This is a genomic window from Brevibacterium aurantiacum (assembly GCF_900169065.1).
Classification (GTDB): domain Bacteria; phylum Actinomycetota; class Actinomycetes; order Actinomycetales; family Brevibacteriaceae; genus Brevibacterium; species Brevibacterium aurantiacum.
The window spans coordinates 309,444-325,239 of the sequence record NZ_FXZB01000001.1; the positions used below are offsets into that span (position 1 = coordinate 309,444).

Annotated in this window: 11 protein-coding genes and 1 tRNA gene; 4 read left to right on the plus strand and 8 right to left on the minus strand. The window is 63.2% G+C overall.

Annotated features, from left to right (window positions below):
* Window positions 1-145: 145 nt before the first annotated feature.
* From BAUR9175_RS01360 to gcvH, 4 genes are read right to left on the minus strand one after another with little or no spacing between them, the layout of a single operon-like run.
* The gene (locus tag BAUR9175_RS01360) at window positions 146-1,540 is read right to left on the minus strand and encodes a class II 3-deoxy-7-phosphoheptulonate synthase (protein ID WP_069600323.1); all 1,395 of its coding nucleotides are present in this window, start codon (window positions 1,538-1,540) and stop codon (window positions 146-148) included.
* Window positions 1,541-1,550: 10 nt separating this feature from the next.
* The gene (locus BAUR9175_RS01365) at window positions 1,551-2,036 is read right to left on the minus strand and encodes a bifunctional nuclease family protein (RefSeq protein ID WP_009883118.1); all 486 of its coding nucleotides are present in this window, start codon (window positions 2,034-2,036) and stop codon (window positions 1,551-1,553) included.
* A 10-nt stretch (window positions 2,037-2,046) separates the two neighbouring features.
* Window positions 2,047-3,045 carry an FHA domain-containing protein gene (locus tag BAUR9175_RS19835; RefSeq protein ID WP_069600324.1) on the minus strand — a complete coding sequence of 333 codons (999 nt, stop codon included), beginning with the start codon at window positions 3,043-3,045 and terminating at the stop codon, window positions 2,047-2,049.
* On the minus strand, window positions 3,045-3,449 hold the full coding sequence (gene gcvH / locus BAUR9175_RS01375) for a glycine cleavage system protein GcvH (RefSeq protein WP_009883116.1): 405 nt from the start codon (window positions 3,447-3,449) through the stop codon (window positions 3,045-3,047). Before gcvH ends, BAUR9175_RS19835 begins: the two co-directional genes overlap by 1 nt.
* Before the next feature lie 232 nt (window positions 3,450-3,681).
* Here gcvH and BAUR9175_RS01380 point away from each other — a divergent pair.
* Window positions 3,682-3,755, plus strand: a tRNA-Pro gene (locus BAUR9175_RS01380).
* Between the two features lie 139 nt (window positions 3,756-3,894).
* On the opposite strand, the gene BAUR9175_RS01385 is transcribed toward BAUR9175_RS01380, so the two are convergent.
* A complete protein-coding gene (locus BAUR9175_RS01385) occupies window positions 3,895-5,139 on the minus strand; it encodes an MFS transporter (protein WP_009883115.1) in 1,245 nt (414 codons plus the stop codon).
* Entirely contained in the window at window positions 5,136-6,566 is a 1,431-nt protein-coding gene (locus BAUR9175_RS01390; RefSeq protein ID WP_069600326.1) for a sodium:proton antiporter, read from the minus strand. Before BAUR9175_RS01390 ends, BAUR9175_RS01385 begins: the two co-directional genes overlap by 4 nt.
* Before the next feature lie 317 nt (window positions 6,567-6,883).
* On the opposite strand from BAUR9175_RS01390, the gene BAUR9175_RS01395 reads away from it, so the two are divergent.
* A complete protein-coding gene (locus tag BAUR9175_RS01395; protein WP_029416992.1) occupies window positions 6,884-8,284 on the plus strand; it encodes a sugar porter family MFS transporter in 1,401 nt (466 codons plus the stop codon).
* 52 nt (window positions 8,285-8,336) lie between these two features.
* Here BAUR9175_RS01395 and BAUR9175_RS01400 read toward each other — a convergent pair whose 3' ends face one another.
* Both BAUR9175_RS01400 and BAUR9175_RS01405 read right to left on the minus strand, forming a co-directional pair.
* A complete protein-coding gene (locus BAUR9175_RS01400; protein ID WP_101582712.1) occupies window positions 8,337-8,837 on the minus strand; it encodes a DedA family protein in 501 nt (166 codons plus the stop codon).
* Between the two features lie 171 nt (window positions 8,838-9,008).
* Entirely contained in the window at window positions 9,009-10,223 is a 1,215-nt protein-coding gene (locus tag BAUR9175_RS01405) for a metal-dependent hydrolase family protein (RefSeq protein ID WP_083248755.1), read from the minus strand.
* 282 nt (window positions 10,224-10,505) lie between these two features.
* Between BAUR9175_RS01405 and BAUR9175_RS01410 the strand changes: the two genes are divergently transcribed.
* Window positions 10,506-14,501 (plus strand): Pls/PosA family non-ribosomal peptide synthetase, encoded by a 3,996-nt coding sequence (locus BAUR9175_RS01410; RefSeq protein WP_101582716.1) that lies wholly within the window; start codon window positions 10,506-10,508, stop codon window positions 14,499-14,501.
* A complete protein-coding gene (locus tag BAUR9175_RS01415; RefSeq protein ID WP_096147005.1) occupies window positions 14,494-15,792 on the plus strand; it encodes a M1 family metallopeptidase in 1,299 nt (432 codons plus the stop codon). The genes BAUR9175_RS01410 and BAUR9175_RS01415 overlap by 8 nt, the downstream gene beginning before the upstream one ends.
* The last annotated feature ends 4 nt before the right edge of the window (window positions 15,793-15,796 follow it).

Here is a 15,796-nt window from a genome sequence, read left to right on the forward strand (position 1 = left end):
CTTTGAATACAGTGAAACCGGTGGCCGTGCGATTGGATCGCACGGCCACCGGTTTCTTCTCTGCTGTCTGAGACGACCGGTTACGGTCTGAGACGACAGCTACAGTCTGTGACTACCAGGCAGCGGCCACTGGCACATCGTCATATCAGTTGCGGCGTGTGAGGTACTCCGCGACCTGGAATGCCATCTCCAGCGACTGGTCGTGATTGAGGCGAGGATCAACGAGCGTCTCGTAGCGACGGCGCAGTCCCTCGTCGTCGATCTCGGTCGCACCACCCATGATCTCGGTGACATCGTCACCGGTGAGCTCGATGTGCAGTCCGCCCGGAATGGTTCCGGCCTCCTGATGCGCTGTGAAGAAGCCTTCGACTTCAGCCATGACGTCTTCGAACCGACGGGTCTTGTAACCGGTGTTCGAGGTGATGGTGTTTCCGTGCATCGGATCGCAGACCCAGGTCACGTGCGGAAGACGGTCCCCGATCCCGGACAGCAGATTCGGCAGCGCTTCGGTGATCTTCCCTGCACCCATACGGGTGACAAAAGTCAGCCTGCCAGGTTCTGCATCCGGATCGAGCTTTTCTGCCAGGGCCAGAGCGTCGTCCGCAGTGGCCGTGGGGCCGAGCTTGACGCCGATCGGATTGCGAACCTTCGACAGGAAGTCCACGTGGGCTCCGTTGATATCGCGGGTGCGTTCGCCGATCCACAGGAAATGTCCCGATACGTCGTATGGCTGTCCGGTGCGCGAATCAATCCGGGTCAGTGCCCGTTCGTACTCGAGCAGCAGAGCCTCATGAGCGGCATAGAATTCGGTGGTCTTCAGTGCGTCGAAGTCTGCACCGCATGCGTCCATGAACCGGATGGCGCGATCGATCTCGCGCGCAGTCTGTTCATAGCGTTGGTACCCGGGGTTCGATGCCAGGAACCCGCGATTCCACTCATGGACGAGACGCAGGTCGGCGAAACCGCCCTGGGTGAAGGCCCGGATGAGATTGAGAGTCGAAGCGGAGACATGGTAACCCTGGAGCAGCCGAGCCGGATCGTGACGACGAGACTCCTCGGTGAACTCGTAGCCGTTGACGATGTCGCCGCGGTATGAGGGAAGCGTGGCACCGTCTCGTGTCTCCATGTCCGCAGAGCGGGGCTTGGCGAACTGACCGGCCATGCGACCGATCTTGACGACGGGCATCGAACCGCCGTAGGTGAGCACCGCAGCCATCTGCAGCACCGTCTGGACTCGGGCCCGGATCTTGTCGGCCTGAGCACCGGCGAAGGACTCGGCACAGTCACCACCGGCCAGGACGAAGGCTTCACCTCGGGAGGCGGCTGCGATGCGCTGTTTGAGCACGTCGGCTTCTCCGGCGAAGATCAGCGGCGGAGAGTTGCGCAGGCTGGTCAGAGCCTCGTCGAGTGCTGGAGTATCAAGATAGGTCGGCTGCTGCTGCGGATCCATCTCACGCCAGGCATCGAGACCACTGAGGTCATTCGTGCCTGCTGGGGCGCTGTCTCTGTTGGCGAATACCGGATCGATATGGAAGCTCACAATCGTTCTTTCATGATGTTTCGGTACCGGTTTCGAAGTCCTCTGCCGAGACGTTGTCGAGGAAGTCCCTGAATTGGGCGACTTCCTCTTCGTCGGCTTCGGGTGCTTCGATTCCGGCGTCTTCGAGAAGTTCTGAATCGACGTAGACGGGACACTGAGCCGTGAGGGCCAGCGTCACTGCGTCGGAGGGACGTGCAGAGATCGACTTGCCATCGTTCGTGTGTAGCTCGGCCAGGAAGATCTGTCCGTCGCGGCCGGTGATCGTGACATCGGCCAACGACGTCTCATACGCTTCGAGAGTATCGAGCAGCAGCGCATGCGCCATCGGTCGCGGTGGGGTCAGTCCCCGCTGCGCAATCGAGAGTGCATTGGCTTCGATGGCACCCACCCAGATGGGCAGGTAGTAGGCAGGCTCAGTGGCTTTGAGCAAAAGGATCGGCTGGTTGGCAGGCATCTCGATGCGAACACCAACAACCTCAACTTCAATGTTTGACATTATCCCCCGGTCAGGAGCGCGGACGCTGCTGGAAAATCATCCGGAACTTGCCGATCTGCACATCGGCTCCGTTCTGCAATTCAATCGAATCGATGAGCTGACGACCCACGTAGGTTCCGTTGAGTGAGCCTGTGTCGCGCAGTGTGAAACCACTTGGAGTCCGAATGAATTCAGCATGCTTGCGCGAAACGGTGACATCGTCAAGGAAGATATCAGCGTTCGGACTGCGACCCACGGTCACCACATCAGTGTCGAGCAGAATCTGTGAACCCGAGTCCGGGCCCGAAACGACGACGAGAAGCGCATCCGTGTCCTGCAGTCCTTCAAGGTCGGGCACAGGGTAGATCTCACCGGTATGCGGATCCAGGATCCCCTGGAACTGCTGGTTACCGGAGTCGCCGGAGACCGGCTCATCGTTGCGATACTGCTGCTCCTGGCCGCCGTACTGCGGCTGATTGCCGTACTGCTGACCCTGGCTGCCGTACTGCTGTCCCTGGCTGCCATACTGCGGCTGATTACCCTGACCGTTGGGATCCTGCGGTCCATAGTTACCACCCTGAGGCTGATTGCCCTGGGGAGGATACTGGCCCCGATTCGGCTGCTGTGAAGGCTGCTGATAGCCCGGCTGCTGGCCCTGGCTCCCGTTGTACTGACCCTGCTGTCCAGCGTTGTACTGACCGTACTGAGCATCATTGCGCTGCGGAGCATTGCCGTACTGCGGAGCCTGCGGTCCGTTGTTCACCGGAGCCTGCCCGTAGGGAGGCGTCTCCTGCGGAGCCGGCCTGCCCTGAGACTGCTGAGGCGGTGCATAGTTCTGCTGGCCGTTTCCCTGGCTGCCTCCGTTGTGCTGACCGTAGGGATCGACTTGCGGGTTATGGCGAGTCTCGGGTCCCGAAGCGTCGTCACCGTTTCCGGCGCCGAATGGGAACCTCTTCGACTGCGGCACCTGACCGTTGTCATACCAGGTCTGCGAGGGGTTGGGACGACCTTGATCGTTGTTCTGCGACATTACGCCTCCTCGCTCTGAATGAGCTCTTTGTACTGCTCGACGTCCATCAGCGCTTCGACTTGCTGCGGATCACTGAGTTCAACGAGATACATCCAACCGTCTTGGAACGGGGAGGTATTCACGGTTTCGGGGGCGTCGTCGAGTCCCTCGTTGACCTCGGTGATGGAACCGGACACGGGTGCAATGAGATCGGACACGCTCTTCGTGCTCTCGACCTCGCCGCAGGATTCTCCAGCAGTGGTCTTATCGCCGACTTCAGGAAGATCGACATACACGACGTCACCCAGCTGCTCTTGGGCAAAATCGGTGATACCCACGCGGACAACCGCACTGTTCTCCGTGGTCTCGACCCATTCGTGGTCGCGCGAGTATCGCAAGGACACTGGATAATCCAGGTTTGCCATGTCGACTCCTCTTAGCTTGTTGGTCCTCCAAGCATAGCCGCCTGGGGTGCTTTCATAACAATCACGAAACAGAAATGTTACCGATCCTCGGTACCAGTCCAGGCTTACACCCGTCTCTCACATGACTACCAGGGATGATACTCGTTTTTTCATGGTCACGAAACGCAATTTTGGCACTTGGCCGGGGATCGTTATAGGCTGGGTCTCGTTGCTTTCCGAAGCAGCACGGAAACGGGCTATAGCGCAGCTTGGTAGCGCGCTTCACTGGGGGTGAAGAGGTCGTGGGTTCAAATCCCGCTAGCCCGACCGTTGTGATGTGTCGCGACATCGTTCACTCGATGTCGCGGCACATTTCTCATTTCTGACCCGGGCCCGGTCCACAGTTTGGTGGCCGCAATGCCGCTCAACCACTCAGACTGCACCCAGCGGCCTTCCGAACAGCCGCTCAACCTGAACGCAACGGCCTTCCGCCTAGTCGACCAGCGAAGACCATGGTGACGGCACCGATGACGATCAGGACCGACAGTCCCCACCGCAGATTGCCGAGACCGGCGATGACTCCGACCAATGGACTCGTCCCCAGGAAGCCGATTCTCATGATCCAGTTCACCAAGGTGACACCTCCGGCCCGCCCCACTCCCGGAAGGTGGGCTGCGGCACCGAGAGCACCCGGGACGAGAGTGGCCGAGCCATATCCCATCATGCCGAGGCCGACCAACAGCTGGATCGGCTCGAACGCGGTGACTGCCCCGAGTCCGCCGAGGGCGATGAGTCCCCCGCCGAGGCGAGCGATCCGACCGGACCCGAATCGCTGAACTAGGATGTCGCCGCTGAAGCGGCCCAGGCATTGGCTGCCGATGACCACGCTGAAGGCGATTCCAGCTGTCGCAGCAGACATCCCGCTGAACTCGACAGCAGCCAGCGCCGACCAATTGTTCGCTATGTCCTCGACCGCGGTGCCGCAGATGGCAACGACGGCCAAGGGCAGTGCCATGAGCAGAATGGCACGCCTCGAACTGGGTTGCTTCGCCCCTGCGCCTTCGCTGGAACCTGCCTCCGCGCTGGGACCGGCATCAACCTCGGCGATGTCATCGATACTGGAAGTCGCAGAACTGCTGCGAAGAACGGCATCGCCGATCAGTCGACGAGCGAGCAGGATCACGATGATGGATGCCACCGTGATCAGTGCCAGGTGGAGTCTCATGTCCATTCCATTGGCAGCGGCGATCGTGGCGAGGGCACCGCTGACGAGTCCGCCCAAGCTCCACAGCGCGTGCATAGACGAGAGGATGACGCGCGACAGACTCTCCTGCACCCCGATGCCGACAACGTTCTGGGCCACGTCCACAATGGCATCGAAGAAGCCGACGAGGAACAGGCAGATGGCCATCATCCACCCGTTGACCGACCACGCCGTGGTGGCAGCCGACAGGCCCAGCAGCACGGTGCCGCCGACGACGACGGCGTTGGCTCCGAACCGTGAGATGAGGTGCGCCGGTACGACTGAGGAGACGATCGCGCCGAGCGCGAACGAGGCGACGACGAGCCCGAACTCCCAGGAGCTCAGCCCCAGCCGCTGGACCAGCAGCGGATACCACGGCAGCAGCGCCGCGAACACGAAACCATTGCAGCTGAAATAGAGCCCGACGCCGGTGATCGCGCGGGCACCGGCGCTGGGCCGAGGGCTCATTGGCCGGGCTCACTCGCCCGGTCGTTCGAGCCTGTTCCCTTCATCGCCTCGAGCCTGCCCTGCCGCATATTCAGACCCGCGCGTCCGAGCACAAGCAGAGTCACCAGCACGCCGAGGAGCTTCCACCACAGGCCGTCGGTCATGAACAGCAGCACCATCGCGGCCAGAATCGGAACCAGGTGGGTCATCGACCATCCGACGTACCCGCCGAAGCTGGGCATCGTCACGTTGGCCGAGTCAGCAACGGATTTCACCATGAAGTTCGGCCCATTGCCGATGTAGGTGATCGCCCCGCCCATGACAGCGCCCAGAGACACGGCGATCAGCAGAGTTTCGGCGACGCCTGCCACTCGGGGCTCCCCCGGCACCTGAGAGGCCATTTCGAAGAACGTCACATACGTCGGAGCATTGTCGAGCACCGAGGAGAGCCCACCGGTGAATACGAAGAGTGAGATCTCATTGAGCGGAATCCGATGCGCAATCTGACCGAGGTAGGCCAGTGCGGGCATCATCGTGAGGAAGATGCCGATGAATAGCGCCCCGACCTCCAGAATCGGCGTCCACGTGAACTTGTTGAGATTGAACCGTGCACCGCGGTCTCCGAACAGGAATGATGCGAGTGCCGCGGCGAGCATCACGATTTCTCGCCAGGGAACGAATTGGGCGAGGCTTGCGTGCCCGGATTCGACCGCATGCATGTCGATCGAGGGGATGAACGCGACGGCGATGATGATCACGGCAAGATAGACGAGTTCGCTCGCCCCGCGCAGTCCGAGTTTGGGCGCGTATTCCGCGTCCTTCGCCAGCGCCTCGGCGGGTTCCTTCGCATACATTTTGCGATCCAGGGCATAGAAGCTGATGAGCAGCAGCGAGTTGACGAAGAGCCAATAGGGCCACAGTCCGAACGTCCATTCGAAGGGCACACCGCGCAGCATTCCGAGGAACAGCGGCGGGTCGCCCAGTGGGGTCAGCAGGCCTCCGCAGTTGGCCACGATGAAGATCGTGTAGACGACGGTGTGGGTCCGGTGCTTGCGGTCTTGGTTCGTGTTGAGGATCGGGCGGATGAGGAGCATGGCCGCTCCGGTGGTGCCGATGAACGATGCCAGCACCCCGCCGACTGCCAGGAAGATCGTGTTGTTCTTCGGGGTCGCCTTGATGTCACCGACGAGGAAGATTCCTCCCGAGGCGACGAACAGGCTCCCGACCAAGACGATGAACTGGAAGTACTCCACCAGAGCGTGGGAGACAGTGGAACCGGCTCCGCCGATGACGAACCACACGGCGATGGGAACACCGAGGATCAGTGCCACGGTGAGTTTGACGAGATTGCGGTCCCAGATCTTCTCGGTGGCAGGAATGAGCGGCAGGACCGCAATGCATCCCAAGAGCAGAACGAAGGGGATGATACTCCACCAGGCAACAGCCATGCGGCGGTCCCTTTCTCATAGTGGTGATGACGAGTTCCACCGAGCTCGTCGACTGTGACGTGGCACTTACTCTACTGACATTTCGGCTCCGCTCCCCGCAGTCGCCCATTTCTCGGACAGTCGGTCCTTTCGGACAGTCGGGCTTCTCAGGCAGTCGTGTGCCGGACTTCCTCTCCGTGGCATACCCTGGGGTGCAGCTCATCGACATCGCATTCGCACCAGGTGCCGAATGTCATTCACAGGAGGAGTCCTACTTGCCTCAGAACGACCCATCCCCCGACGGCAGACTGCACGGTCGAGAACGGGTGAACTCCCGCATCGTCGGAATCTCGCTGGCCGCCGCCTTGGGCGGATTCCTCTTCGGATTCGACACTGCCGTCATCAACGGCGCCGTCGACGCATTGGCCGAGGAGTTCGCGCTCAGCGCCGGTGTGAAGGGCTTCGCGGTCTCCTCAGCCCTGCTGGCGTGCGCGCTCGGAGCCTGGTTCGCGGGCAGCCTGGCCAATCGCTATGGCCGCCTCCCGGTCATGGTCGTCGCGGCAATCCTGTTTCTTGCCTCTGCCATCGGATCGGGCTTGGCCTTCGGCGTCACCGACCTCATCATCTGGCGCATGGTCGGCGGTCTCGGTGTGGGTGCCGCGTCCGTCATCGCCCCTGCCTACATCGCCGAGGTGTCTCCCGCCCGAGTGCGCGGTCGACTCGGTTCTCTGCAGCAGCTGGCGATCGTGACCGGCATCTTCGCCGCTCTCTTGTCGAATGCGCTGCTGGCATCCCTGTCCGGCGGTGCCGCCGATCCCCTGTGGTTCGGCATCGAGACCTGGCGCTGGATGTTCATGGTCGAGGCTCTGCCTGCGCTGGTCTACGGGCTCATGGCTCTGGGACTGCCCGAGTCCCCACGGTTCCTGGTCGCCCGCGGCAGAGAGGATGAGGCTGCTCGGGTTCTGCGCGTCTTCACCGGGGTCACCGACACGGATTCGCTCATCGAACGCATCCGCGATTCGATCCAACGCGAGCACAAAGAGTCCTTCAAAGACCTCATCGGCCGCCGGTTCGGACTCAAGCCGATCGTCTGGATCGGAATCCTGCTGTCCGTGTTCCAGCAGTTCGTCGGCATCAACGTCATCTTCTACTACTCCACGACGCTGTGGAAGTCAGTCGGGTTCGACGAATCCAGTGCCCTTCTGACCTCGGTCATCACCTCGGTGACGAATATCGTCGTGACGATCGTCGCGATTCTCCTCGTCGACAGAGTCGGGCGTCGGAAGATGCTCTTGGCCGGTTCGTTCCTGATGGGAATCTCATTGGCGATGATGGCGGTGTCGTTCTCGTTCGCCGAGCTCACCACGGCTACCGACGGCACCACCAGCGCACAGCTGGGTGCGCCGTGGTCGATCATCGCACTGATCTCAGCGAACGTGTTCGTCGTCGGATTCGGTGCCACCTGGGGTCCCCTGGTGTGGGTGCTGCTGGGAGAGATGTTCCCCAATCGGATTCGGGCCGGTGCGCTTGCCGTGGCCGCCGCAGCCCAGTGGATCGCGAACTTCGCCATCTCGACGACGTTCCCGATCTTCGCCGATATCAGCCTGACCTTCGCCTATGGCTTCTACGCGTTCTTCGCGGTGCTGTCGTTCTTCTTCGTCTGGTGGAAGGTGCCGGAGACGAAGGACATCGAGTTGGAGGACATGACCGAGGATCTCCCGGTTCGCCCGCGCGACTGAGTTCGCCGAGGTGGCTCGCCGTTCAGGGGACCGCGCCGAGGTGGCTCGCCGTTCAGGCCGAGCAGTTGGCGGCGTGCTCGGGCTTCTCGTCCTTCTTCTTCAGACCGACGACGAGTCCGACGATCGCCAGCGCGAAGCAGGCGCCCAGACCGACGGTCAGGCCCGGCTCCGCGTTGTAGGCGGTGGCCAGGGCCTTGAAACCGATGAGACCGACGGTCGAGTAGATCAATGCCCACAGCGAGCCGCCGACGACGAGCGCGGGAATGTAGCGGCGATAGCTCATGCCGCTGGTTCCCGCTGCCAGGTTGAGAACGGTCTGCACCCCGATCATCAGGAAGCTCAAGGCGATCACCGGGGCGCCGAAGCGTTCGATCATGGCCTCGGCCTTGCGGTACTTCGGTCCCGACATGATCGTGTCGATGCGTTCGATCTTCCTGATTCCCTTGCGCGCCAAGCGCCCCAGGAGGAAGGTCCCTCCGGCACGGGCCAAAATGATGCCGAAGAGAATGAGCCACGTGACGCCGATGGGAAACGTCCAGTCCAGAGGGTTCATCGCATATCGACGCCTCTGCCAACGTCCCGGGTGCTGTCCCTGCCATTGGCGCTGCACGGATGGTTTCGATTGCTCACGCCGCAATTGTACGCCAGGTGAGGTTAGTCTCCCCTCACCTGGCGTACACGGTCAGCGTCTTGAGCCGGTCTCCGCGGACGGACGCCAGCCTCCTCAGACGAGTGCGCCGCCCAGATGAACCGAACTGACACGGGACTCGATTCCCCTGACGTCTGCGGTGCTGAGATCACCATCGACGACGACAAGGTCGGCGAGCGCATCTGCCTCGATCCGCCCGACGTTGTCATGGCCGAGCAGCTCAGCCGCAATGGATGTGCCGGCCGCCAGAGCTTCGGTGGTGGATAGGCCGACCTCGGCGAGGAGGCTGATCTCTTCGAGGTTCTCCCCATGCGGGCCGACACCGGCATCGGTGCCCATCGCAATCCTGACCCCAGCCTCATGGGCCTTCGTGATCGACGCATAGTGGGATTCGATGACTGAGTGGGCCTTGTCGACCACGGACTGCGGCAGAGCTGAACCCGCCTCGGCGGCCTTGATCACTGCCTGCGGAGCCTGCAGGGTCGGGACCAGGAAGGTGCCGTTCTCGAGCATCAGGTCGATGGCTTCATCGTCGAGGTAGATGCCGTGCTCGATGGAGCGCACCCCCGCACGGACCGCGTTCTTGATTCCTGGGGCACCCTGCGCATGGGACATGACGTGAGCACCCTGGGCAGCCGCCTCGGCGACGATGACTGCGATTTCGGCCTCTGTGAACTGGGAGTGCCGGGGATCATCACGGGGCGAGAGCACGCCGCCGGTCGAGCAGATCTTGATGTGATCGGCACCGGCTCGCAGCAGCTCACGGGTCTTGCGCTGCACTCCTTCGAGACCATCGGCCACGCCCGAGGGCCGACCAGGGTGAGGGGCGAGGAAGGGCGAATCGGCGCCCGAGACCAGGTGGAAATCACCGTGCCCACCCGTCTGGGACATGATGTTCACCGCAATCGACATCCGTGGCCCGCGAACGATGCCCGTCTCGACTGCCACCTTCGCCCCGAGATCGGTGCCGCCGGCATCGCGGACAGTGGTCACTCCGCCCTTGAGCGTCTTCTCCATATTGTCCACGGAGTTGTAGAACTGCAGCGAGAACGGGTCATGGAATGACGAGGAGTTGCTGGCACCCGTGCTCATCAGGTGCACGTGGCAGTCGATGACGCCGGGAATGACCGTCTTGCCCGCACAGTCGATATAGGTGTCCCCGGCATCATGCGAGCCCTGGCCGCCCTCGGTGACGGCGACGATCGCTCCCCCGTCGACGACGATGTCGCGCACTCCCGCCAGGAATCGGAATCCGTCGAAGACCTTGGCGTTCTTGAAGACTGTGACCATTGAATCTCTCCTCGTCATTGAAAATCGTTCGGGTGACGTGCCTCACGCCCGCACTTCAGCTCTATCACGGACATCTGCGTCTCGTCATGCTGTGGTTCAACCATCATGCTGTGGTTCACACAATAGTGAAGGGTCTTGCACCATAGTGAAGATGCCCATGGTCCGAGACGTGCAGACGGGCTGCGTGTTCACATTCGCGACACCTTCGAGCTATAGAGTGTTGGTCGATGATGGCTGGCACGTACGCCGCTGTCCATTTCTCACGCTCGACCCGGAAGACCTGTGACTGTATATTCTGCGCAATTTCCCGCACCTCCGCGACCACGCGAGGACCGCACCCTCATCGACGTTCTCCTAGAGGTCGCCGGAGCTCATGGCGATCAGCCGGCCATCGATGACGGACAAAAGGTTCTCAGCTATTCCGAGCTGATCGTCGAGATACGTGATCTCGCACTGCAGCTGGCCGCCGTCGGAATCGGCCCCGGGGACAAGGTGGGCGTTCGTGTGCCCTCCGGTTCGGTCGACCTCTACGTGTCGATTCTCGCCACCATGATGCTGGGCGCGGCGTACGTTCCCGTCGACGTCGACGACCCCGATGAGCGGGCACACACCGTCTTCACCGAGGCGGCTGTCACCGGCATCATCACCGCCGACCGGTCGATCGAGGCTCGCACCGACCGACCACCGCTGCAGAACTCAGATCTGCGCCGTCCCACTCCCGACGACGACTGCTGGGTCATCTTCACCTCCGGTTCGACCGGCAAGCCCAAGGGTGTTGCCGTCTCCCACCGCAGCGCAGCGGCATTCGTCGACGCTGAGGCTGCCATGTTCTGCCAGGAGGAACCGCTCGGCCCCGGGGATCGGGTGCTGGCCGGGTTGTCCGTGGCCTTCGATGCCAGCTGCGAGGAGATGTGGCTGGCCTGGCGTCATGGTGCCTGCCTGGTTCCTGCGCCCCGTACATTGGTGAAGTCCGGGATGGACTTGGGCCCGTGGCTGTCCTCACGCAATATCACGGTGGTCTCGACCGTGCCCACGCTCGCCGCTCTCTGGCCGGCCGACAGCCTCGATGCTGTCCGCCTCCTGATCTTCGGCGGAGAGGCCTGCCCGCCGGAGCTCGGGCGCCGACTCAGCGATGAGAGCCGGGAGGTCTGGAACACCTATGGCCCCACCGAGGCGACCGTGGTGGCCTGCGGTGCCCAGCTCGACGGCTCCGACCCGGTGCGGATCGGGCTGCCCTTGGCCGGTTGGTCCCTGGCCGTCGTCGACGCGGCCGGCATTCCGGTGGCCGAGGGCGAGACCGGCGAACTCATCATCGGTGGGATCGGACTGGCCCGCTACCTGGATCCTGAGAAGGACGCCGAGAAGTATGCGCCGATGCCGACCTTGGGCTGGGACCGGGCCTACCGTTCGGGTGACCTGGTCGTCAATGACCCCGCAGGACTCGTCTTCGTCGGTCGTGCCGATGAGCAGATCAAACTGGCGGGCCGTCGTATCGAACTCGGCGAGATCGACGCCGCCCTGCAGGCCCTGCCTGGTGTCGAAGGGGCCGCAGCGGCCGTCAAGCAGACCCCGGCCGGCACCGACATCCTCGTCGGCTACCTCGCCTCCAGCACACCCGATCCGGAATCCCGCATGTCCGAGTGGGAACAGCTGCTGCGCGCCGAACTGCCTGCCGCCCTGGTTCCCCGGCTCACCCTCATCGAGGAGCTGCCGACGAAGACGTCGGGCAAGGTCGATCGCAACGCCCTGCCGTGGCCGATGGGCGATGCCGCCGAGGCGGAGGGAAGCTCCGAGGTCTTCGATCCCGAGGTGGAATGGATCGCCGAGCAGTGGTCCTCTGTGCTCGGGGCTCGCCCCGGCTCCGACACGGACTTCTTCACCGCCGGCGGTGGATCGCTGGCCGCCGCGCAGTTGGTCTCACGACTGCGGACCCAGCACCCCAGCGTCACGGTCGGCGACATCTACTCCCACCCGCGCTTCGGTGCACTCTCAACCCTGTGTCTCGTCGACAACGGTGCCGCCGCGGCCTCGGCACGTCCACGACGGACGATCGCACGCACCTCGAAGGGAATGCAGGCGTTCCAGACGCTGCTCGCGATACCCGTCCACATCCTCGGCGGTGTCCGCTGGGTCGTCATTGCGATGGTGCTGGCAAACATCGGCAGCAGCCTCGGCGCGGATCTTCCGGTCACTCCCTGGCCCGTGATCATCACCCTGTTCCTCGTCTTCGTCACCGCCTGGGGCCGTATGCTCATCTCTGCCGGTGCTGCACGGGCCCTCATGGCCGGGATCCGGCCGGGAGACTATCCGCGGTCGGGATGGGTGCATAAGCGTCTGTGGCTGGCCGAGCACATCGCGGATCTCGCTGCGGCCGTCTCTGTGGCGAGCGCACCCTGGGTGACCTGGTACGCAAAGCTACTGGGCAACAAGATCGGCTCCGACGCCGATCTGCACTCCGCTCCCCCTGTGACGGGGTTCCTGACCCTGGGCGATGGTGCCGCGATCGAACCCGAGGTCGATCTCAAGGGCTGGTGGGTCGACGGTGACCTGCTGCGCATCGGCACGATCGAAGTCGGCTCCAATGTCACGATCGGAGCCCGCTCCACACTGATGCCGGGCACCCGAATCGGTGAAGGCGCACTGGTCGAGGCCGGATCTGCTGTGACGGGCAAGGTGCGACGGAACCAGATCTACTCGGGTTCCCCAGCGGTCCGCATCGGCAAGGCCAAGAAGAGCTGGCCCGCTCCCCCACCTCGGCGCCGGCCGCCGTTCCTCCTCTATGCTCTGGGATCCCAGCTCAATGCCGCTCTGCCATATCTGGCGGCTCTGCCCGGCATCGCGCTCATGCTCGGCGTCTCAGGCATCGACGTCGTCGAGTCACCGTGGCTCGTCCTCGCCTGGTCTCCTCTCATCGCGTGCCTGTGGTTCGTCTGCACCGCACTATTCATCCTGGTGTCGGTGCGGCTGCTGTCCATCGGCATGGAAGAGGGAGAGTTCCCGGTCCGTTCGGCTCGCGGCTACCGAGTCTGGGCCACCGAGCGCCTGCTCGATCTGGCCCGCGACCTCCTCTTCCCGCTCTATGCGTCGATGCTCACACCCTGGTGGCTGCGGCTGCTCGGGGCGAAGGTCGGACCGGGCACGGAGATCTCAACGGTGGTCTTCGTCCCCAAGATGACGACCATCGCCGCCGGGGCGTTCCTCGCCGACGACACCATGGTCGCCAGCTACGAACTCGGACACGGATGGATGCGCGCCGGTCGGGCGAAGGTCGGCAAACGGGCCTTCCTCGGCAACTCGGGAATCGCCTCCCCCGGACGACGAGTGCCGAAGAACGCACTGGTCGCGGTGCTCTCCGCGGCCCCGGCGAAGGCGAAGAAGGGCTCCTCGTGGCTGGGCTCTCCCCCGGTGCAGCTGCGCAGAGCCGCCGTCGATGCCGAGGAGGCACTCACCTATGCTCCGAACTTCGGCGTCAAGGCCGCCCGCGGATTCTTTGAGACTCTGCGCATCACCTCGGTGATGGTCGCCGGGCTTCTCATCGCCGCAGTTCTCCTCACGATCGAGTTCCTGCTGGGACTGCCGAACTCGGGCTCCGCAGCGGGAGTTGATGGTGCTGCTGGCGGCGCTGCTGGCGGTGGCGGTTCGTTCCTGGCCTCTGTCGGTCTCGCGCTGCTGACCTCGGGCATCGTGATGATGGCCGCCGGCGCTGTGGCGGCAGGGCTCGCAATCGCAGCCAAGTGGATCTGCGCGGGTCCGATCAAGGCAGGCGAACACCCTCTGTGGTCATCATTCATCTGGCGCAACGAGGTCGCCGACTGCTTCGTCGAGCTCATCGCCGCACCATGGTTCGCTCGAAACGCCGTGGGGACACCCGCCATCGTGTGGTATCTGCGTGCCATGGGCGCGAAGATCGGCCACGGCGTGTGGTGTGAGACCTACTGGCTGCCCGAGGCCGACCTCGTCAGCCTCGGCGACAACTCCACGATCAACCGCGGCTGCGTGGTCCAGACGCACCTCTTCCACGACCGGGTGATGAGTTTGGACACCGTCGAGCTCGAGGACGGGTCCACCCTGGGCCCCAATAGCGTGATTCTGCCCGCCTCCAGCTTGGGCACGAATGCCACGGTCGGTGCGACGTCGCTGGTGATGCGCGGAGAGTTCGTACCCGCGCATGCCTATTTCAGCGGCAATCCTGTCATACCCTGGGTGGATGCACCAGAACTTCCTGAAGTCGGATCCAGCGAACCGGAAACACCAGCAAGGCGGCACCACGATGCTTGATCCCTACACTCCCGACGTCGGCAGCTCCGACCTCACCATCGACCACTACGACCTCGACCTCGACTACCGGATCGGGCCCAACCGGCTTTCGGCACGCGCGAGCCTGACGGGGAGGGTACTGCAGGAGACGAAGACGATCGTCCTCGATCTCACGGGCCTGCGAGTCACGAAGGCCCTCGTCAACGGCAAGAGGGTCCGATACTCGACGCGGGGCAAGAAGCTGCGGCTGACCACCGATGTTCTGCCCAAGAACCAGCCGGTGCGCATCGACATCTCCTACGTCGGGAACCCGCAGCCCGCGATCGGGACCTGGGGCGACGTCGGCTGGGAGGAGCTCGAAGACGGTGTCCTCGTCGCCGGGCAGCCCGTCGGTGCATCCACCTGGTTCCCCTGCAACGATCACCCTTCGGACAAGTCGAAGTACCGTATCCGGGTGCTCACGGAATCCGAATACACCGTCGTGTCCAACGGCGAACTCGTCGATAAGGTCCGCAAAGCCGGACGCACACTGTGGACCTACGAATCCCGGACTCCGTTGGCCACCTACCTGGCAACGGTGCAGATCGGGCGCTACCGGCACACCCAGCTCGAGGCCGAGGACGGCGCCAAGACCTCCCCGATCCCCCTGGGGCTCTACGCGGGCGAGCATTGGCCCAAGGCATCGACGCGGCTGCAGGTCCAGCACTCCATGATGAACGAGTTCATCGAACGGTTCGGGCCCTACCCCTTCGACCGCTACGACGTGGTCGTGACCGATGATGAGCTCGAGATCCCGCTGGAGTCACAGCCCTTGTCGGTGCTCGGGCCCAACCACCTCGGCGAGGAATGGGAGGCCGAACGACTCGTCGCCCATGAGATGGCCCACCAGTGGTTCGGGAACTCACTGACACCTCGGCGCTGGAGCGATATCTGGCTCAATGAAGGTTTCGCCTGCTATTCGGAGTGGGTGTGGTCGGAGGCCTCGGGTCGCAGCAGTGCCCACGAATGTGCGCAGACGTGGAGGGAGGCCCTGGCCGACGAACCGCAGGACTTCCTGCTCAGCGATCCTGGTGGTCCCGACATGTTCGATGACCGCGTGTACAAGCGCGGAGCCCTGTGCCTGCATGCGCTGAGGCTCGCGATCGGTGACGAGGACTTCTTCGCCGCGATCTCCGAGTGGACGACGAAGTATCGTCATTCCTCGGTCGCGACTTCGGAGTTCCTCACGTGCATATCCGCTGTGGCTGGCCGTGACCTCGCCGAGGTTGTCCATCCGTGGCTGTACGAAGAGGAACTTCCCGAACTGGCTTAGCTGG